Here is a 20,077-nt window from a genome sequence, read left to right as displayed (position 1 = left end):
GCGCAGAGCACTCACCGCCCTGCGCCGGGAGGGCTTGGCCGCCGGGGCCGGAGAGGCCCCTCATCCGCCTCCGGCCCTGTGAGGAATTCACATACGCGTGGATGACGAACGCGCTGCCGGTACAGGCGCGCGGACGGCCAGAATGAGTCTGCCCCGCTCACCCTGAACGAAGGACCCCTACCGACCCCACCCCTAGGACGCTCCTCCCCGGACGCAGGAGGCCCCGGATGACCCTCGCACCGACCGCCGAGACGACACCGACGCCGTTGGACCGCGCCGCCTCTGCCACCGCTGCCGCCACTGCCGAAAGGGTGGTCTGAGATGCGCCCGGCCGTACCCGACAGCGACCGGCGCGAAGACCGCGGAAGCCGGGAACCCCTCGACCGGGGCGCGGCCCCGGAGCCGCTGGGCTTCCGGGCCGGGCTGCGCGCCGAGACCGTCCCCGGCGAGGGCGTCTACCTGTTCTCCGAGACCGGCGTGACCACCCTGCGCGGCGCCGGGATCGAGGCGCTCGCCCCGCTCCTGGACGGCACCCGCGACCTCGGCGCGCTCCGGCGGAGCGCGCCCGCAGGCCTGTCCCCCGACGCCGTCGACCGGATCATCGGCCGTCTGCGCGAGGCCGGCCTGGTCGCCCCGACCGCGCCGCAGCCGCCCGCCCAGGCCGCCTACTGGGAGGCCGCGGGGCTGGTGCCGGCCGCGGTCGCCCGCGCCACCGACGCCGCCCCCGTCCAGCCGGTCTCCGTCGGCGGCGCCGACGCCACCGCGGCGCTGCGCGCCCTGGCCGGCACCGGGCTGCGTACCGCCGACGCGGTCGCGCACCGCCCCGGCACCGGCTACGCACCGGCCGACGGCTCCGCCCTGTCGGTGGTGCTCTGCGGCGACTACCTGGACGCCGGCCTGGACGAGATCGACGCCGCGCACCGGGCCCGGGGCCGCCCCTGGCTGCTCGCCCGCCCCACCGGGGCCCGGGTGTGGATCGGCCCCTTCTTCACCCCGGGCCAGGGCGGCGCCTGCTGGCACTGCCTCGCCCACCGGCTGCGCTTCCACCGCCAGGCGGAGCTGCGCGCCCAGCGCGACCTGCGCCTGACCGGTCCCGTCGCGTGCCCCTCGCCCACCGTCCCCGCGCTCTCCTCAGCGGCACTGGGGATCATCGCCCTGGAGGCGGCCAAGTGGACGGCGGGCCACCGCGACGGGAACCAGCGCGCGGTGTGGACCCTGGACAGCCTCACTCTGCAGACCCGCCACCACGAGCTGCGCGCCCGCCCGCAGTGCGCCTACTGCGGCAACCCCGGCCTGGTGCGCGCCCGGACACGGCGCCCCGTGGAGCTGCACCCCCGCCCCAAGACGCCCGATGGCGCCACCGGGCACCGCTCGCGCGCCGCCGAGGACGTGCTGGCGGACTTCGGCCACCTGGTCAGCCCGGTCACCGGCCTGGTCAAGGAGCTGCGCGCCGACCCCTCCGCGCCGCCCGGGGCGCACATCTACCGCAGCGGCCCCAACATCGCCGCCGCCTGGACCGACCTGGAGCAGATGCGCATGGTCACCCGGGCGGAGAACGGCGGCAAGGGCACCACCGACCTGCACGCCCGGGTCAGCGCGCTGTGCGAGGCCCTGGAGCGGCACAGCGGCGCCTACCACGGCGACGAAGAGGTGGTCCGCGGCAGCTACGCCGAGCTGGCCGACCGGGCCGTGCACCCGGACGCGTGCATGCTCTACGACCCGCGGCAGTACCCCGGCCGGGAGCGCTGGAACGCCGAGCACGGCCCCTTCCAGCACGTGTGCGACCCGTTCGACGACCACTCCCCCCTGGACTGGACCCCGGTGTGGTCGCTGACCGGCGAGCGCACGCGCCTGCTGCCCACCGCCCTGCTCTACTTCGGCGCGCCGCACGAGCCGGGCTGGGCCCCGGTGGTGGCCGACTCCAACGGCAACGCGGCCGGGACCAGCCTGGAGGACGCGGTCCTGCAGGGCGCCCTGGAACTGGTGGAGCGGGACGCGGTGGCGCTGTGGTGGTACAACCGCACCCGGCAGCCGGGCGTGGACCTGGACGCCTTCGCCGACCCGTGGGTGGACCGGATGCGCGAGGCGTTCGCCGACGCCGGGCGGCGGCTGTGGGTCCTGGACGTCACCTCCGACCTGGGCGTGCCCGCGATGGCCGCCGTGTACCGCAACACCGGCCCGGGGCCGCAGAACGTGATGTTCGGCTTCGGCGCCCACCTGGACGCCCGCACCGCACTGCGCCGGGCGGTGGCCGAGGCCTGCCAGATGATCCCGTGCGCGGAGGGGGTCCGGGGCTCGGACGACCCCGACGCGGCCCGCTGGCTCGCCGGGCCCGGCACCGACGGCGCCCCCTACCTGCTGCCCGACCCGCAGCGGCGCCCGCTGCGGCCCGCCGACTACAGCGGGGCCGCCGGCGACGACCTCGCCGCCGACGTGCGCACCCTGCGCGACCGGTTCGCCGCGGCGGGCCTGGAGACGCTGGTGCTCGACCAGACCCGGCCGGACATCGGGCTCCCGGTGGCCAAGGTCATCGTGCCGGGCCTGCGCGGCTTCTGGTCCCGGTTCGCCCCGGGCCGCCTCTTCGACGTCCCCGTGGAGCTGGGCAGGCTCACCGCGCCGACGCCGTACGAGGAGCTGAACCCGGTCCCCATATTCCTGTGACCCTTGGACGGCAGATGTTCCAGCACGGCGGCGGGGCACACCCCCAGCGACTGCTCTCCCTCATCGACGGCGCCCTGGTCGAACAGGGCGGCGACGGTTCGCTGACCGTCGCCTCGCAGTGGGGGGACGTCCGCGTCGCCGAACCCGGACCCGCCGTGCGGACGCTGCTGGACCGGATGTCGCTGGGCCCGGTCTGCCCGGACAACGTGCTCCCCCCGGAGGGCCCCGAGCGGGACCGGGAGCGGGGGGAGCTCCGGCGCGTGCTGCACGAGCTGGACGGGTGCGTGGTCCACTCGCTGTCCGACGGGAACCTGGGCGGGCCGGTGCTGTCCGTAGAGCCGGTCGCGCCGCGGGCCCGGTTCGCCCCGCCGCTGCCGACCGAGCCCGCGCCGGGGCTGGTGGTGCGGGTGTCCCGGTACGCGGTGGTGCGCACCTCGGGCACCCGGATGCTGGCCGAGTCCCCGCTGGCGCTGCACCGCGTGGTGCTGCACCGGCCCGAGGCGCTGCGGGTGATCGGGGCCCTGGCCGCACCGGTGGGGCCCGAGGAGCTGGCCGAGGCGCTGGACGACGTGCCGCCCCCGGTGCTGTGGGAGGTGCTCGCCCACCTCACCGCCGCCGGCGTGGCGGTTCGGGGCCGGCGCGGGTCCGAGGGGGGCCGCCCGGTCCTGCTGGAGGACACCGATGCCCGGCTGGCCCCCTGGTCCCCGCACGACCTGCTGTTCCACTCCCGGCGCCGCCCCGGGCGCGACGGCCGGTCGCTGGCCGCGGCCGCCCGGGCCACCCGCGGGCACCGGCCGCCGCCCCGGCGGATCCCCCTCCCCGGTGCGGCGGCGCCGGCGGGCGGCTCGGCGCCCCCGGGGCCGGGCCGCCCGCTGCGCGCCGTCGACCTGGGCACGCTGCTCTCCCGGGCCCTGGACCAGGGCGCCCCCGGCGTGCTGGACGCGGTCCCGGCGGTGCTGGGGCCGGAGCGCTCGCTGGACTTCTACGTCACCGTCAACCGGAGCCGCGACGTGGAGCGCGGCATCTACCGCTACTCCCCGCGGGGGCACGATCTGTGGCTGGTCAACTCCGACGAGCAGGACGTACAGGCGCTGCTGGACTGCGCCCGGGTGGCCGGCGGCGGCGGTCCGGCCCCTGCGGTGCTGATCACCATCGCGGCCCGGATGCCGGCCATCCCGCGGTCGGTCGAGGCCAGCCCCTACGCCACCGCGCTGCTGCTGACCGGCGCGCTGCAGGAGCGGCTGCGCCAGGCCGCCCAGGACATGCGCCTGGCCGCCTCGGTCCTGGTCACCGGGGACGGCGAGACCTCGGCCCGGGCGCTGCGGCTGGACGGCATCGCCGAGATCCCCACCGGCGACGTCGGCGCCGGGTGAGGGCCGGCGGCCGACCGGTCAGATCCAGCCGGCCTCCCCGGCGATGCGGATGGCGTCCACCCGGTTGCGGGCGTTGAGCTTGGTGGTCGCCGATGTCAGGTAGTTGCGCACCGTGCCGGCGGTCAGGAAGAGCCGCCCGGCGATGTCGGTGACGTCGATCCCGTCCGCGGCCAGCCGGAGCACGTCCAGCTCGCGGGGGGTCAGCGGGCACTCCTCGGTCTCGAAGGCGGCCAGCGCCAGCTCCCCGTCGACGACCCGGCGCCCGGAGTTCACCCCGCGCACGGCGTCGGCGAGCTCCTTGGGCGGGGCGTCCTTGAGCAGGAAGCCGCCGACCTTGGCCTCCAGGGCGCGCCGCATCGTCCCCGGCTTGCCCAGACTGGTGAGGATGAGGGTGCGCGTGTCGGGCGCCTTGTCCCGGATCTCGGTCGCGGCGGTGAGCCCGTCCTTGCCCGGCAGGTCGATGTCGATGATCGCGACGTCGGGCCGGTGCCGCAGAACGGCCGGGAGGATCTCGTCCCCCGAGACCAGTTCCGCCACCACCTCGATATCGTCCTCAAGGCCGAGGAGGGACACCAGCGCTCCCCGGACCATGTGCATGTCTTCGGCCAGGATCACCCGGATCACTGCTGTGTTCTCTTCCTTTCGGCGGTGAACGGCAGCGGCCCGCTCTCCGCCGCCACGGGGGGCGGTGGCCGCCTTCGGACACCTTATAGGCCCCGACCTCATCCCGACTTTTCACAATTGTCCACTTTCGGACAGGATATCCGCGGAAGGGTCGACCACCTGCGGATTCAGCGCCGTCGCCTCAGGAGGGCTGCTCGGCGTCATTGGCGAGCAGCGCGATCTGCACACGGTTGTTCAGATCGAGCTTGGCGAGGATCCGGGAAACGTGGGTCTTGACGGTGGGCAGGCTCATGAACAACGCTTCGGCGATCTCGGCATTGGAGGCGCCCCGGCCGATCGCCGAGGCCACCTCGCGCTCCCGGTCGCTGAGCAGGGCCAGCCGCCCGCGCGCCCGGTCGCGCCGCCGCAGGGCCTCGTCCCCGCCTCCGGCCACGTGCGCGATCAGGCGCCGGGCGACCGCAGGGGAGAGCACCGGCTCACCGGCGCGCAGGCGCCGCAGCGCCCCGACGATCTCCTCGGGGCGGGTGTCCTTGAGCAGGAAGCCGGCCGCGCCCGCGCGCAGCGCCCGCAGCACGTGCTCGTCGGTGTCGAACGTGGTCAGGATGAGCACCTCGGGCGCGTCCGGCGCGGCGCGCAGCGCCTCGGTCGCCGCCAGGCCGTCGGTTCCGGGCATCCGGATGTCCATCAGGACCACGTCCGGGCGCAGCCGCCGGACCTGTGCACAGGCCTCGTCGCCGTCCCCGGCCTCGCCGGCCACCTCGATGTCGGGCGCCCCGCCGAGCATCAGCGCCAGCCCGGAGCGGACCATCGGATCGTCGTCGGCCAGCAGCACCCGGGTGCGCGGCCCGTGGGCGGAGTCGCCGCCCTGCCCGGTGTCCTGCGGGGTGCTCACCATGCCGCCCAGGGTAGCCAGGCCCGCACCCCGAACCCGCCGTCGGCGCGGCGCCCGTGCTCCAGGCGCCCCCCGGACAGCTCCGCCCGCTCGGCCAGTCCGACCAGGCCGCTGCCCGACCCGGCGCCGGCAGGGGGCGCGGAGCCTCCCCCGGCCTCCCCCGGCGGCCCGGAGACCACCTCCACCTCCAGCCCGGCGCCCGGCCCGCCGGACACCCGCACCGCGACCCGCGCGCCCGGAGCGTGCTTGCGCGCGTTGGTCAGGCACTCCTGCACGATCCGGTAGGCGCTGCGCCCCACCGCCCCGGGCGCCTCGCCAGGGGCGCCGACCTCCTCCTCCAGGGCCACGTCCATGCCCGCCTGGCGGGACTCCTCCACCAGGCCGCCGACCGCCTCCAGCCCGGGCTGCGGGCGCTCCCCCGGCCCGGCCTCCTCCAGGCCGGGCGCACCGCCCGCACCGTCGGCACCGCCCGCGACGCCGTCCGGACCGTCGGAGCGCAGCATGCCGATCACCTCGCGCAGGTCCTCCAAGGCCCGGTGCGCGCTCTCCCGGATCACCCCGGACGCGCGGGCGACCTCCTCGGGCGGGGCGTCGCGACGGTACTCCAGCGCCCCGGCGTGCACGCTCAGCAGGGACAGGCGGTGCCCCAGGACGTCGTGCATCTCCCGGGTGATGCGCTCGCGCTCGGCCAGCCGCGCCCGCTCGGCCAGCAGCACCGCCTCCCGCTCGGCCAGCCGCACCCGCTCGGCCTGGGCCCGCGCCTCCCCCTCGGCCCGCACCGCGCGCTCGCGCAGCGAGTCCACCAGGCTGCGGCGGGTCCGGGCGTACATGCCCCAGCCCAGCACCGCGAACGACGTCCCGCCGCCGGCCACCAGGCTGAACAGCAGGTTGAAGGCGTAGGGCAGGGCGGGGTCGGGGCGCAGCACCCCGAAGACCAGGGCCGCGGCCGACGCCGCGCCGCCGATCACCAGGGCGGTCCGGGGCGGGCGCCGCAGCGCCGCCCCGTACAGGGCCACCAGCATCGCGCCGCCGGCGAACTCGGAGAAGGTGCTCAGCGCGACCAGCACCACGGCCACCCCCACCGGCCACCGGCGGCGCAGCCACACCGCCCCCAGGGAGACCAGCCACGCGAGCTGGTCGAGGGTGACGAGGGCCGGGGGGACCTGGCGCGGGACTTCCTCGGCCGCCGCGACCAGCACCATGAGCGGCGCCCAGGCGAACACGAACAGGAAGACGAGCACGTCCAGCGCCCACCGCCGCACTGACCGCGCCACCGCGCACCCCCTCCGGCCGAATCCGACTCCGACCCTACCGTCGGACATTCCCCTCACTCTGCGCCCGCACGCGCATTCCGACCGTGCCCGCCGTGTCCCCCTATACCCGATCAACGGTTCAAAACAATTCACTCAGACAAAGAGGATGAGGATGCGCCGGCTCCGGGGATGTGCGCCGAATACATGGCGGATCCACAGGGACGAAAACCCGCACTCACCACTTCTTTCCGGAAATGGTTGACGCATGGCCGCAACCCGCACCTCCCTCGTTCCTTCGCAGCCCGAAGGCGGTACACCGCACTTCTCCGGATCACTCCACTCTGGACCGAATCACACACACCACACCGGATCGCACGCATTTCACCGCCCGTCGTGAATATGCTCCGGCATGTCCCCAGAAAGGCGGGGGTAGGACGTCGGTCGACCGAGCGGGCCTTTCGACCCCCGTACGCCCGAACGGACCTTCCGGAGGAATCCGCGCCCCCGCGGAGCCGTCCGGGCGGACCGTCCCGGGCGCCCCCTTTGACACGTCCACGCGACTGCAGAAACGGCGGTGCACTGTGACCGAGCAGCTCGAAACCGGTACCGGACCCCAGGACGGCGCCCCCCAGCCCCAGCGCAGCCTCGGTACGGCCGCGGCGCGCAACCTGGCGACGACCACCAAGTCCCAGCCGCAGATGCAGGAGATCTCCTCCCGCTGGCTGCTGCGGCTGCTGCCCTGGGTGCGCACCGCGGGCGGCGCCTACCGGGTGAACCGCCGGCTCAGCGCCGTGGTCGGCGACGGCCGGGTCACCTTCACCACCCGCGGCGCCGAGATCTCGGTGATCCCCCAGGAGCTGCGCGAGCTCCCGCTGCTGCGCGGGTTCGACGACGACGCCCTGCTCGCGGAGCTGGCCGCCCGCTTCGAGCAGCACGAGTACGAGCCGGGCCAGCCGATCGTCACCACCGGGGACGCCGCCGACCGGGTCCACCTGGTGGCGCACGGCAAGGCCAACGAGATCGGCACCGGGGAGTTCGGCGACCCGGTGGTGCTGGAGACCCTGGTCGACGGCGACCACTTCGGCGACCTGTCGCTGGTGGGCGAGGGCGACCAGTGGGAGATCACCGTCAAGGCGGTCACCCCCACCACCGTGCTCTCCCTGCACCGGACGGCCTTCCAGGAGCTCGCCGACCGCTCCGACGACCTGCGCGCGCACGTCGAGGCCTTCCTGTCCGGGCTGGACGCGCCCGTCAACGAGCACGGCGAGGCCGCCATCGACATGTCCTCCGGCCACGTCGGCGAGCCCGACCTGCCGGGCACCTTCGTCGACTACGAGCTGGCGCCGCGCGAGTACGAGCTGAGCGTGGCCCAGACCGTGCTGCGGGTCCACACCCGGGTGGCCGACCTGTACAACGAGCCGATGAGCCAGGTCGGCGAGCAGCTGCGGCTGACCATCGAGGCGCTGCGCGAGCGCCAGGAGAGCGAGATGGTCAACAACCGCGACTTCGGTCTGCTGCACAACGCCGCGCTGGAGCAGCGCATCCCCACCCGGACCGGGCCGCCCACCCCCGACGACATGGACGAGCTGCTCGGGCTGGTGTGGAAGGAGCCGGCGTTCTTCCTGGCCCACCCGCGGGCGATCGCCGCCTTCGGGCGCGAGTGCTCCGAGCGCGGCCTCTACCCGCAGACCGTCGACCACGGCGGGCACCAGATCCCGGCCTGGCGCGGGGTGCCGATCTTCCCGTGCAACAAGATCCCGGTCAGCTCCACCCGCACCTCCTCGATCATGCTCATGCGCACCGGCGAGCAGAACCAGGGCGTGATCGGGCTGAACCAGACCGGCCTGCCCGACGAGTACGAGCCCGGGCTGTCCGTGCGGTTCATGGGCATCGACGAGAAGGCGATCATCTCCTACCTGGTCAGCACCTACTACTCCGCGGCGGTGCTGGTGCCCGACGCGCTGGGGATCCTGGAGCACGTCGAGATCGGCCGGGAGCACGGGCAGGCCTGATGCACCCCTACCGCATCCCGCCGTTCTACGCGCTCTACCCCGCGCGGCTGAACCCCCACGTGGAGGCCGCGCGGGAGCACTCCAGAGCCTGGAGCGAGGAGATGGGCATCTTCGACGACACCGGGCCCGACGGCGCGCCCGTGTGGAGCCGGAGGAAGTACGAGGCCCACGACTTCCCGCTGCTGGCCGCCTACACCCACCCCGACTGCGACGAGCGGCTGATGAAGCTGGCCTCCGACTGGTACGTGTGGGTGTTCTACTTCGACGACCACTTCCTGGAGATGTTCAAGCGGACCCGGGACCGGCGGGCCGCCCGGGACTACCTGCTGGGCCTGCGGGCGTTCATGCCGCTCGACCCGGAGGCCCAGGTGCCCGCCACCGCCGCCCCCGTCGAGCGGTCCCTGGCCGACCTGTGGCGGCGCACCGCACCGGCGATGTCCCGGGACTGGCGCGAGCGGTTCCTGGGCTACACCCGCAACCTCACCGACGAGTCGCTGCGCGAGCTGGTCTCCATCGCCAAGGACGAGGTCGCCAACCCCATCGACTACCTGCAGATGCGGCGCCGCGCCGGCGGGGCCGAGTGGTCGGCCGGGCTGGTGGAGGCGGTGATCGGGGCCGAGCTGCCCGCCCGGGTGGCCCGCACCCGGCCGATGCGGGTGATCACCGACGCCTTCGCCGACGCCGCCGGGATGCACAACGACGTGTACTCCTACCAGCGCGAGGTCGAGGAGGAGGGCGAGCTCGACAACGGCGTCCTGGTGATGGACACCTTCCTGGGCTGCGGGCCGCAGCGCGCGGCCGAGGTGATGCGCGACGTCGTCGGGTCGCGGATGCGGCTGATCGAGAACACCGCGGTGGCCGAGCTGCCGGCGCTGTTCGCCGAGCACGCGCTCGACGAGGAGGAGAAGGCCCGCGTGCTGCGGTACGTCAAGGGGCTGCAGGAGTGGTTCTCCGGGACCGACGAGTGGCACCTGCAGTCCGGGCGCTACCCGGGGGCGGCCTCGACCGCCGCCGCGAGCGGCCTGCCGGTCCCCTCCGGGACGGGCACGGCCGCGGTGCGCGCGGGGGCCACCGCCGCCCTGGGCGCGCGGGCGCTGGCCGCCTCGCACGGCCCGGTGCCGCGCGCCCCGGCCGAACCCGTCGAGGCGCCGGAGTTCACGATGCCCTACCCGCACCGGACCAACCCCCGGCTGGAGCAGGTGCGGGCGCACGTGCGGGAGTGGGCGGGCGCGATGGGCATGCTCTCCACCCCGGTGTGGGGCCCCGGCGCCTTCGAGGACGCCGACTACGGCCGGTTCGCCGCCCTCACCCATCCCCGGGCCGGGGCCGAGGAGCTGGAGCTGGTCGGCGACTGGCACGTGTGGGGCTTCTACCTCGACGACATGGTGGTCCAGGAGTTCAAGCTGCGCCGGGACCGGGCCGGGGCGCGGGCCTACCTGGAGGGGCTGCGGGCGTTCCTGGGGCCGGACCCGGCGGCGGGCCCGGCCCCGGCCGACCCGGCCCAGCGCGGCCTGGCCGACCTGTGGCGGCGCACCGCGCCGCTGCTGGGGCCCACCGCCCGGGCCGCCTTCCCCGACCTGGTCGGCGGGTTCGTGGAGTCCTGGCTGTGGGAGCTGGCCAACGACGCCCAGCACCGGGTGCCCGACCCCATCGACTACATCGAGATGCGCCGCCGCACCGCCGGCACCTCCTTCTCCCTGGGGCTGGCCCGGCTGGCAGCCGAGGGCGAGGGGGGCGACCCGCTGCCCGAGGAGTTCCTGGCCGAGGACGCGGTCCGGGCGCTCACCGAGTCCTGGGCCGACGTTGGGCCGCTGCGCAACGACATCCTCTCCTTCCGCAAGGAGATGGAGGAGGAGGGCGACGTCAACAACGGCGTTCTGGTGGCGCAGCGGTTCTTCGGGACCTCTGCANGCGGGCGGCGGCCGCCGACGCCCGTCTGGAGGAGTTCGAGCGGGCCGCGCGGCAGGACGTCCCGGCGCTCTGCGCCGAGCTGGAGCTGGGGCGCGGGGCCGCGGCGCGGGTAGAGCGGTACATGAACGACCTCCGCCTCTGGCTGGCCGGGGACCACGAGTGGTCCCGGGCCACGGGCCGCTACCGGGCCCCGGCGGCGCCGGGGTCCGGGGGCCCGGCCCTGCGCCGCCTGCTCGGCGGCCCGGGCGGCCCGGGCACCGCGGCCGCCCGCCCGCCCCGCCCCGACGCGCGCGGCGGCCCCGTGCCCCCGACCGAGACCGACCGCACCAGAGCCGACCGGCCGGCCGCGGCAGCCCGCGTCTCCGGCCCCGCCCACCCCCTCTTCGACCGACCGCCCCTCGACGAACGGTGCGCACCATGACCCAGACGCACGACGGCCCCGGCGCGGCCGCGGACGGGGTCCCCCCGCCCCCGCAGAGCCTGACCACCGGTGCCGCGCGCAAACTCTCCACGACCACCAAGACCCCGCCGGCCACCCTGGAGACCACCCCCCGCTGGCTGTCCCGGATGCTGCCCTGGACGGACGTCCCCGGCGGTGCCTACCGGGTCAACCGCCGGCTCACCCACACCGTCGGCGACGGGCGGGTCCCGATCGTCCGCGTCGGCACCGAGCACCGCCCCCTCCCGGCGGGACTGCGCGAGGTGTCCCTGCTGCGCGGCGCCGACGAGGGGAGCCCGCAGGGAATGGAGGCGCTGAACGCGGTCGCCGACGCCTTCACCGCGGTGCGCTACCGGCCCGGCGAGGTGATCGCCGAGGCCGGGAGCCCCGCCGACCGGGTGCTGCTCGTCGCGCACGGCAAGGTGCGCCGCACCCGCTCCGGGGAGTTCGGCGACCCGGCGCGGCTGGGGCTGCTCTCCTCGGGGGAGGTCGCCGGGTCGGCGGCGCTGTCCGGGCCCCGTTCGCAGGCCGAGCCGTGGGACGCGACCCTGACCGCCGCCACCGCGTGCACGGTGCTGGCGCTCTCCGCGGCCGACTTCGCCGCGTTGCGCGACCGGGTGCCGGCGCTGGAGGCGGTGGTGCGCAGGGCCGCGTCGGCGCCCCGGCCGCGGACCAACAAGCTCGGCGAGGCGGCGGTCGCGATGGCGGCCGGGCACGGCGGGGAGCCGACGATCCCCGGGACGTTCGTCGACTACGACCCCGCGCCCCGCGAGTACGAGCTGGGCATCGCCCAGACGGTGCTGCGGGTGCACACCCGGGTGGCAGAGCTGTACAGCGAGCCGATGGACCAGCAGGGCGAGCAGCTGCGCCTGACGGTCTCGGCCCTGATGGAGCGGCGCGAGCACGACCTGGTCAACGACCGGGGGTTCGGGCTGCTGCACAACGCCGACCCGCGCCAGACGGTGTCCACCCGGTCGGGCCCGCCCGGCCCCGACGACCTGGACGAGCTGCTCAGCCGGCGCCGCAAGTCGGAGTTCTTCCTGGCGCACCCCAAGGCGATCGCGGCCTTCGGGCGCGAGTGCACCCGGCGCGGGGTGATGCCCGGGACGGCACGGGTGGAGGGGCAGGCGGTGACGACGTGGCGCGGGGTGCCGCTGCTGCCCTGCGACAAGATCCCGATCAGCCGCTCGCAGACCACGTCGGTGCTGGTGATGCGCACCGGCGAGCAGGACGAGGGGGTGATCGGGCTGCACCGCACGGGGCTGCCCGACGAGCACGTGCCGGGGGTGTCGGTGCGCGCCATGGACATCGGCGACCAGGCGATCCGCCGCTTCCTGGTGACCGCCTACCACTCGGTCGCCGTGCTGGTGCCCGACGCGCTGGGGCTGCTGGAGAACGTCGAACTGGGCCGGTGACCCGCCGCACGGGGCGGAGGTTCCCCGCGTCCGGCGACGGCGCACGCACACGGGAAGGGGGCGACCGATGGCGGCGGCATCCGAGCGCTCCCCGACCGTGGCCCGTCCGACCGCGCCGCTCCGGTGGTGCTCCCCGGCATGCGGCCCCGCCCCTACGGCGCCTTCGCCTACCGAAAGGCGTCCACCGACCGCCTCCTCGATCGTCGACGGAGGTTCGTGGCCTGGTCGGTGGAGGCACCCCCGCGTGGCCACCCGACGACCGAGAGGAGCAGACCGGCGAGGAACCCGTGTGACGGAGCCGAGGTCCCGGGCCGAGGCCCCCGACCACCCCTGACCGCACCGATTCCACGGACGCGCATGCAGAGCCCCGGCCCGCCGGCCGGTGGTCTCCTCCACCGCCCGCGCCGGCCGTTCACCGGTCCCGACCGGTCCGCCCGGCCGCGCCGACCCGTTTGGGAGGTTCCATGTCCCCCACAGAATCCGCCACCGAGTCCCCCGCCGCTTCCCTCGACCCCGCCGCCGCGGCAGATGCGGCGGGGCGGCGCGCCGCCGGCCCCGCCCGCGGCGCCGCCGACGTGCTCTCCGACTCCCGCGACCTGGTCGGCCCGGCGCTGCGGGAGGCCGTGGAGGGCCTGCCCCCGGCGATGGGCCGGATCGCCGGGTACCACTTCGGCTGGTGCGACGAGGACGGCCGCCCCGTCGCCGACGGCGGCGGGAAGGCGCTGCGCCCGGCCCTGGTGCTGCTGTCCGCCGAGGCGGTCGGCGGCGACGCGCGGCGGGCGCTGCCGGCCGCGGTCGCCGTGGAGCTGGTGCACAACTTCTCGCTGCTGCACGACGACGTGATGGACGGCGACACCACCCGGCGGCACCGGCCCACGGCCTGGACCGTCTTCGGCGCGGGCCCGGCGGTACTGGCCGGGGACGCGCTGCTCACCCTGGCCTTCGAGGTGCTCTCGCGGGGCGGCTCGCAGGTCGGGGCGCACCGCGCCGCCGAGGCCGGGCGGATGGTGGGCGCCGCGGTGCAGGACCTGATCGGCGGCCAGTCGGCCGACCTGTCCTTCGAGCGCCGCGGGGACGTCGGGCTGGAGGAGTGCCTGGGGATGGCCCGCGGCAAGACCGGTGCGCTGCTGGCCTGCTGCACCGCGCTCGGCGCCCTGTGGGCGGGCGCGGGGCCGGCCCGCGTCGGGGCGATGCGCGACTTCGGCGCGGACCTGGGGCTGTCCTTCCAGATCGCCGACGACCTGCTGGGGATCTGGGGCGACCCGGAGGCGACCGGTAAACCGGTCCACTCCGACCTGCGCAGCCGCAAGAAGACGCTGCCGGTGGTGGCGGCGGTGGCGTCCCGGACCGGAGCGGGGGACGAGCTGCACGGGCTGATGAGCGGGCAGGAGCGGCTCTCGGACGAGGAGGCGGAGCGCGCGGCGGCCCTCGTGGAGGAGGCGGGCGGCCGTACCTGGGCCGTCGAGCGCGCGGACGCCCTGCTGGAGAACGCCCTGGAGGCCCTGCGGACGGCGGTGCCGCACGGCCGCCACCGGGAGGAGCTGTCCTCCCTGGCCCGCCTGGCCGCCCACCGCGACGGCTGACCGCGGGGACCGCCCGTCCGTGCCGTGCGCCCCCGAGGTCGCCCCGCCCCGCAGAGGGCCGGGAACGCACTCCCCGAAGAAAGGCAGGGAAGCCATGACCGCAGCCCCTTCCGGCGGCGCCGAACCGGCGCTCCGCGACAACGGACCATCCGGTCCCCCCGGGCGCACGGCGGCGCTGGTCGCCGACGTCCTGGTCCCCGATGACGGACCGTCCGTCCCCTGCCCCGCGGCCGACCTGCTGGCCGGCTCCCTCACCCGCGCCGGGGTGCCCGTCCGGCGCGGCCCGGTCGCCCTGCCCGGAACCGGCGGCGGCGCGGGCGCCGTGCTCGCCACCGTTCTCGACGCTCGCGGGCCCGAGGGCGCACATGGGCGGGCGGGCACCGCGAGAGGAGCGGGGGCCTCCGGCACCGCTTCCGGCGTCGGGCTGGGGGTCGAGGTCGAGGGACCCGACGGAGGCCCCGCCGCCGGAGAGGCCGTCCAGGCCGCCTTCTCCGCCTGGCAGGAGGTGGCCGGGGCGCCCCGCCAGGTGCTCCTGGCGGCCCCGCGCTCCTTCTGCGCGGGAGTGGAGCGCGCCGTCGAGATCGTCGAGCGCGCGCTCGAACAGCGCGGTTCCCCGGTCTACGTGCGCAAGCAGATCGTGCACAACACCCGCGTCGTCGCCGAACTGGAAGAGCGCGGTGCGGTCTTCGTGGACGAGCTCGACGCCGTCCCCGAGGGGGAGACCGTGGTCTTCTCCGCCCACGGCGTCTCGCCCGCGGTCCGTGACGACGCCGACCGCCGCGGCCTGTCCGTCATCGACGCGACCTGCCCGCTCGTCACCAAGGTGCACGCCGAGGCCCGGCGGTTCGCCTCGCGCGGGGACACCGTGCTGCTCATCGGGCACGGCGGGCACGAGGAGGTGGAGGGGACCCTGGGCGAGGCGCCCTCCCGCACCGTCCTGGTGCAGACCCCCGAGGAGGCCGCCCGCGTGGAGGTGCCCGACCCCGGCCGGGTCTCCTACCTCACCCAGACCACGCTCGCCGTGGACGAGACCGCGGAGATCGTGGACGCGCTGCGCGCCCGGTTCCCCGCACTGCGCGGGCCCGCCTCCGACGACATCTGCTACGCCACCACCAACCGGCAGGACGCCCTGGCCGCCATCGCCGCCGAGTCCGACACGGTGCTCGTCGTCGGCTCGGACAACTCCTCGAACTCGGTGCGCCTGGTCGAGCTGGCCGAGCGGCACGGGACACCGGCGCACCTGATCGACGGCCCCGGCGACATCCGCCCCGAGTGGCTGGCGGGGGCGCGCGCCATCGGCCTGACCGCCGGCGCCTCGGCCCCGCCCGCCCTGGTGGACGCGGTGGTCGACGCCCTGCGGGGGCTGGGCCCGCTGTCGGTCGAGGAGTACGAGACCGCCCGCGAGGCGGTGCACTTCACCCTGCCCGCCCCGGTGAGGCGCCGATGACGCGGGCACAGGGGACACCACGGCCGCAGGCCGCGGCGGGCGGCGACGACGGGACCGGGCCCCGCACGCCGCTGCTGGACCGCGTCGGCGGCCCCGCGGACCTGCGCGCCCTGCCCGCCGGCCTGCTGCCCGACCTCGCCGGGCAGATCCGCGCCTTCCTCATCGACCGGGTCTGCCGGACCGGCGGCCACCTGGGGCCCAACCTCGGCGTGGTGGAGCTGACGCTGGCCCTGCACCGGGTCTTCGACGTCCGCGAGGGCGGGGACGTGCTGCTGTTCGACACCGGCCACCAGTCCTACGTGCACAAGCTGCTCACCGGGCGGCGGGAGGGGTTCGACGGCCTGCGCTCGGAGGGCGGGCTCTCCGGCTACCCCAGCCGCGCCGAGTCGGCGGCCGACGTCATCGAGAACTCGCACGCCTCCACCGCCCTGTCCTACGCCGACGGGCTGACCAAAGCGCTGGCCCTGCGCGGCGACCGGCGCCGCCGGGTGGTGGCGCTGGTCGGCGACGGCGCACTGACCGGCGGGATGAGCCTGGAGGCGCTGAACAACCTGGGCGCCGCCCCCGACCGCCCGGTCGTGGTGGTGCTCAACGACAACGGCCGCTCCTACGCCCCCACCTCGGGCGGCCTGGCCGCGCACCTGGAGCGGCTGCGCGGTGCCGCAGGGGACGGCGGGGAACGGGACGGGCGGGAGGCTCCGGGCGCCGGGGACGTGTTCTCCGTCCTCGGACTCGCCTACCTCGGCCCCGTCGACGGGCACGACACCGAGGCGCTGGAGGAGGCGCTGCGCCGGGCGGCCGCCCTGGGGCGGCCGGTGGTGGTGCACTGCGTCACCCGCAAGGGGCTCGGGTACCCGCCCGCCGAACGGGACCGCGCCGACCGCCTGCACACCGTCGGGGTGGTCGACCCGCGCACCGGGCGCTCCCGCTCCCCCTCGGGCCCGTCCTGGACCTCGGTGTTCGGCGAGGAGGTCGCCGCGATCGGCGCCGAGCGCCCGGAGGTGGTCTGCGTGACCGCCGCCATGGCCGGCCCCACCGGGCTGGAGCCCTTCGCCCGCCGCTTCCCCGACCGGGTCTACGACGTGGGCATCGCCGAGCAGCACGCGGTGACCTCGGCCGCCGGGCTCGCCCTGGGCGGCGCCCGGCCGGTGGTGGCGCTGTACTCCACCTTCCTCGGGCGCGCCTTCGACCAGGTGCTGATGGACGTGGCCCTGCACCGGCTGCCGGTGGTGCTGGTGCTGGACCGCGCCGGGGTGACCGGCCCGGACGGGCCCAGCCACCACGGCATGTGGGACGCGGCGCTGCTCCCGGTGGTGCCGGGGATGCGGCTGGCCGCGCCCCGGGACTGCTCCTCGCTGCGGGAGCTGCTGCGCGAGGCCCTCGCCGAGGAGGGCGGCCCCGCCGCGCTGCGCTACCCCAAGGCGTCGGCCGGCCCGGACGTGCCCGCCCGCGCCCGGATCGGCCACTGCGACCTGCTGCGGGAGGACCCCGCCGCCGAGGTGCTGCTGCTCGGGACGGGGCCGATGGCGGGGGCCTGCCTGGAGGCCTCCCGCATGCTGGCCGCCCGCGGGGTGCCCGCCACCGCGGCCGACCCGCGGTGGATCGCCCCGCTGGACGACGCCCTGGTGGAGCTGGCCGCCGCGCACCCGCTCGTGCTGACCGCCGAGGACGCGACCGCCGCCAACTCCCTGGGCGCCCGGCTCGGCCAGGAGCTGGCCCGGCGCGGGCCGGCCACCCGGACGGTCACCCTGGCGCTGCCGCCGCGGTTCCTGCCGCACGGGCCGCGCGCGGGGATCCTCGACGAGCACGGACTCGACCCGGCGGGCATCGCCGCCGCCGTCCTCGACCACCTTCCGCACGGCGGGTCCCGGGCCGCAGCCCCCGGGCACTCGGGGGTCCGCCGGGAAAGGAGCCCGCGATGAGCCCGACCGAACTGGGCCTTCCCCGCCTGCCCTCCGACCCCGAGCCGTGGACGGGGCCCCGCGCCCCCGAGCGCCGCCCCACCCGACGGCTCGACGTCGGCGGCGTCCCGGTGGGCGGCGGCGCCCCGGTGTCGGTGCAGTCCATGACGACCACCGTCACCGCCGACGTCGACGCCACCCTGCAGCAGATCGCCGAGCTGACCGCGGCGGGCTGCCAGATCGTGCGGGTGGCGGTGCCCAGCGCCGACGACGCCGCGGCGCTGCCGGTCATCGCCGCCCGGTCGCAGATCCCGGTGGTCGCCGACATCCACTTCCAGCCCAAGTACGTGTTCGCGGCGATCGACGCCGGCTGCGCGGCGGTGCGGGTCAACCCGGGCAACATCAAGCGCTTCGACGACCGGGTCGGCGAGATCGCCGCCGCCGCGGGCGCGGCGGGCGTGCCCATCCGGATCGGCGTCAACGCCGGGTCGCTGGACGCGCGCCTGCTGGCGCGGCACGGCGGCGCCACCCCCGAGGCGATGGTGGAGTCGGCGCTGTGGGAGTGCTCGCTGTTCGAGGAGCACGGGTTCCGGGACCTCAAGATCTCGGTCAAGCACCACGACCCGGCGGTGATGGTGCCCGCCTACGAGCTGCTGTCCGAGCGCTGCGACTACCCGCTGCACCTGGGGGTGACCGAGGCGGGGCCGCCGCCGCAGGGCACGGTCAAGTCGGCGGCGGCGTTCGGGGCGCTGCTCAGCCGGGGGATCGGCGACACGGTCCGGGTGTCGCTGTCGGCGCCGCCGGTGGAGGAGGTCAAGGTCGGCATCCAGGTCCTGGAGGCGTTCGCGCTCCGGGAGCGCGGGCTGGAGATCGTCTCCTGCCCCTCCTGCGGGCGCGCCCAGGTGGACGTGCACACGCTGGCCCAGGAGGTGGCGGCCGCCTTCGACGGGTTCCCGGCGGCGCTGCGGGTGGCGGTGATGGGGTGCGTGGTCAACGGCCCCGGGGAGGCGCGGGAGGCCGACATCGGCGTGTCCTGCGGCAACGGCAAGGGGCAGATCTTCGTGAAGGGCGAGGTGGTCGCGACCGTTCCGGAGTCCCAGATCGTGGAGGCGCTCGTGGAGAAGGCCATGGAGATCGCGGACCTGGAGGACGTGGAGGAGGGGGAGGCCGCGGGCGCCTGACCGGTTCCACGGCGGCGGGGCCCGGGGACCGGAGGGACGAACCGGGCGCGGCGGGAGACCCCCCGCCCACAGGCTGTGGACCGCGGCCCCGCGCCTCACCGGTTCGGGACGCCCTGCTCCTGCGTCAGCCACGAACGGTCGAAGTCCGGGTGGCCCGAGTACGCCCAGGCCAGGTGCTCCAAGGCCTTCCGCCAGGCGTGGAGGGCGCCCCACGAGTCGTCGCTCGCGGGCTCGCCGCGGCCGCCGATCGCGTTCAGGCCCGCCCGGTAGGCGCGTACGTACTCCTGCACGATGCGCCGTTTGGCCGCCGCGTCCGCACGGGCGCGCCCGGGGCCGCCGGTGGCGGGGGAGGCTGCGTGCGCGGCCCTCTCGTCCTCGTCCAAGCGTGCGTTGAGGAACTCGACGATGGTCACGCGACCATGCTCCCTTCACCTGCGGCTGCGCCCTCACGCGTCGTCTTACCACCCGTGCGGGCACGGAGGGAGGCCCTCGGTGCGGCCGGACACGGACAGGGGTCACCGCCGCGGGCCGGAGGGCGGACCCGTCCGCCTCCGAGGCGGTGGTTGAATCCTCCTGTGCACGACGACACCGCCGCAACCCGGAGTACCGCAGGCCCGACCGTACGCGTCCTGCGCGTCTTCACCGGCCCCGACGGCGCCGGGGGCAACCCCCTGGGCGTCGTCCCCGACGGGGGCGCGCTCCCCGCCCGGGAGGAGCGCCAGGCGCTGGCCGCGCGGCTGGGCTTCAGCGAGACCGTGTTCGTCGACGACCCGGACAGCGGGGCCGTCGACATCTACACCCCGGGCGTGCGCCTGCCCTTCGCCGGCCACCCGCTGGTGGGAACCGCCTGGCTGCTCCGCCGGTCCGGGCACCCCGTCGAGGCGCTGCGCCCCGAGGCGGGCACCGTGCCGGTGCGGGAGGACGCCGACGGGACCGTGTGGATCCGCGCCCGCCCGGAATGGGCCGCCGGGCGGCGCACCGAGCGCCACCCCTCCCCCGATGCGCTGGAGGCCCTGCCCGGCCCGCCCGAAGGCGAGGGGTGGCTGTACGCCTGGGCGTGGGCCGACGAGGAGGCCGGGCTGGTCCGCGCGCGCGGCTTCCCCCGCCGGGGCGACGGCATCGTCGAGGACGAGGCCACCGGAGCCGCCGCCCTGGTCCTCGCCGGCGAGCTGGGGCGCCCCCTCGACATCCGGCAGGGCCGGGCGTCCCTCATCCGCACCCGCCCGGGCCCCGACGGCACCATCGGCCTCGGAGGCGGTGTCGCCCTCGCGGAGGACGGCGGCCTCCCCGCCCCGGCGACGCACCGATCCGCCTGATCCCCCTGCCGAGCCGCCGCGGCGGCACGGGCGCGTCGACCGTGCCATCGCTCCGCTCAGCGGCGGGGG

The 20,077-nt window shown here is 76.2% G+C and carries 15 protein-coding genes; 11 read left to right on the top strand and 4 right to left on the bottom strand.

Features of this window, described 5'->3' with window-relative positions; all coding sequences use genetic code 11:
• Positions 1 to 321: 321 nt before the first annotated feature.
• Complete coding sequence (locus tag D450_RS0124515) at positions 322 to 2,661, top strand: TOMM precursor leader peptide-binding protein (RefSeq protein WP_017541269.1); 2,340 nt, start codon at positions 322 to 324, stop codon at positions 2,659 to 2,661.
• Positions 2,658 to 4,034 (top strand): hypothetical protein, encoded by a 1,377-nt coding sequence (locus D450_RS0124510; RefSeq protein ID WP_241483276.1) that lies wholly within the window; start codon positions 2,658 to 2,660, stop codon positions 4,032 to 4,034. Before D450_RS0124515 ends, D450_RS0124510 begins: the two co-directional genes overlap by 4 nt.
• Positions 4,035 to 4,052: 18 nt before the next feature.
• Here the strand turns inward: D450_RS0124510 and D450_RS0124505 are convergent, their stop codons facing one another.
• The 3 genes from D450_RS0124505 to D450_RS0124495 all read right to left on the bottom strand — a co-directional run bounded on the left by D450_RS0124505 (position 4,053) and on the right by D450_RS0124495 (position 6,824).
• Positions 4,053 to 4,658: a response regulator transcription factor gene (locus D450_RS0124505; protein ID WP_017541267.1), complete on the bottom strand. Its 606-nt coding sequence runs from the start codon at positions 4,656 to 4,658 to the stop codon at positions 4,053 to 4,055.
• A gap of 181 nt (positions 4,659 to 4,839) precedes the next feature.
• Positions 4,840 to 5,553: a response regulator transcription factor gene (locus D450_RS0124500; protein WP_017541266.1), complete on the bottom strand. Its 714-nt coding sequence runs from the start codon at positions 5,551 to 5,553 to the stop codon at positions 4,840 to 4,842.
• Positions 5,547 to 6,824, bottom strand: coding sequence for a sensor histidine kinase (locus tag D450_RS0124495; protein WP_026128751.1), 1,278 nt, complete (start codon positions 6,822 to 6,824; stop codon positions 5,547 to 5,549). The genes D450_RS0124500 and D450_RS0124495 overlap by 7 nt, the downstream gene beginning before the upstream one ends.
• 560 nt (positions 6,825 to 7,384) lie before the next feature.
• Between D450_RS0124495 and D450_RS0124490 the strand changes: the two genes are divergently transcribed.
• The 8 genes from D450_RS0124490 to ispG all read left to right on the top strand — a co-directional run bounded on the left by D450_RS0124490 (position 7,385) and on the right by ispG (position 18,692).
• The gene (locus tag D450_RS0124490; RefSeq protein WP_017541264.1) at positions 7,385 to 8,815 is read left to right on the top strand and encodes a family 2B encapsulin nanocompartment shell protein; all 1,431 of its coding nucleotides are present in this window, start codon (positions 7,385 to 7,387) and stop codon (positions 8,813 to 8,815) included.
• Positions 8,815 to 10,839 carry a terpene synthase family protein gene (locus tag D450_RS31195; protein WP_241483275.1) on the top strand — a complete coding sequence of 675 codons (2,025 nt, stop codon included), beginning with the start codon at positions 8,815 to 8,817 and terminating at the stop codon, positions 10,837 to 10,839. The genes D450_RS0124490 and D450_RS31195 overlap by 1 nt, the downstream gene beginning before the upstream one ends.
• An 8-nt stretch (positions 10,840 to 10,847) precedes the next feature.
• Positions 10,848 to 11,147, top strand: a complete 300-nt coding sequence (locus D450_RS34975; protein WP_017541263.1) for a hypothetical protein — start codon at positions 10,848 to 10,850, stop codon at positions 11,145 to 11,147.
• Complete coding sequence (locus tag D450_RS0124480) at positions 11,144 to 12,580, top strand: family 2B encapsulin nanocompartment shell protein (protein ID WP_017541262.1); 1,437 nt, start codon at positions 11,144 to 11,146, stop codon at positions 12,578 to 12,580. The genes D450_RS34975 and D450_RS0124480 overlap by 4 nt, the downstream gene beginning before the upstream one ends.
• Positions 12,581 to 13,044: 464 nt before the next feature.
• The gene (locus tag D450_RS0124475) at positions 13,045 to 14,163 is read left to right on the top strand and encodes a family 2 encapsulin nanocompartment cargo protein polyprenyl transferase (RefSeq protein WP_017541261.1); all 1,119 of its coding nucleotides are present in this window, start codon (positions 13,045 to 13,047) and stop codon (positions 14,161 to 14,163) included.
• A 94-nt stretch (positions 14,164 to 14,257) separates the two neighbouring features.
• The gene (gene ispH / locus D450_RS0124470; RefSeq protein ID WP_017541260.1) at positions 14,258 to 15,610 is read left to right on the top strand and encodes a 4-hydroxy-3-methylbut-2-enyl diphosphate reductase; all 1,353 of its coding nucleotides are present in this window, start codon (positions 14,258 to 14,260) and stop codon (positions 15,608 to 15,610) included.
• Positions 15,607 to 17,532, top strand: a complete 1,926-nt coding sequence (locus tag D450_RS0124465; RefSeq protein WP_017541259.1) for a 1-deoxy-D-xylulose-5-phosphate synthase — start codon at positions 15,607 to 15,609, stop codon at positions 17,530 to 17,532. The genes ispH and D450_RS0124465 overlap by 4 nt, the downstream gene beginning before the upstream one ends.
• Positions 17,529 to 18,692 (top strand): flavodoxin-dependent (E)-4-hydroxy-3-methylbut-2-enyl-diphosphate synthase, encoded by a 1,164-nt coding sequence (ispG, locus tag D450_RS0124460; protein ID WP_017541258.1) that lies wholly within the window; start codon positions 17,529 to 17,531, stop codon positions 18,690 to 18,692. Before D450_RS0124465 ends, ispG begins: the two co-directional genes overlap by 4 nt.
• Before the next feature lie 95 nt (positions 18,693 to 18,787).
• On the opposite strand, the gene D450_RS0124455 is transcribed toward ispG, so the two are convergent.
• Positions 18,788 to 19,105, bottom strand: a complete 318-nt coding sequence (locus tag D450_RS0124455) for a DUF6221 family protein (RefSeq protein ID WP_017541257.1) — start codon at positions 19,103 to 19,105, stop codon at positions 18,788 to 18,790.
• A 162-nt stretch (positions 19,106 to 19,267) separates the two neighbouring features.
• Here D450_RS0124455 and D450_RS0124450 point away from each other — a divergent pair, with 162 nt between their 5' ends.
• Positions 19,268 to 20,008, top strand: a complete 741-nt coding sequence (locus D450_RS0124450) for a PhzF family phenazine biosynthesis protein (protein WP_017541256.1) — start codon at positions 19,268 to 19,270, stop codon at positions 20,006 to 20,008.
• Positions 20,009 to 20,077 lie beyond the last annotated feature (69 nt).

The organism is Nocardiopsis halophila DSM 44494 (assembly GCF_000341245.1).
Lineage (GTDB): Bacteria > Actinomycetota > Actinomycetes > Streptosporangiales > Streptosporangiaceae > Nocardiopsis_A > Nocardiopsis_A halophila.
Note: the sequence above shows the minus strand (reverse complement) of the source record. Positions and strands in the feature narration are given on the sequence as shown.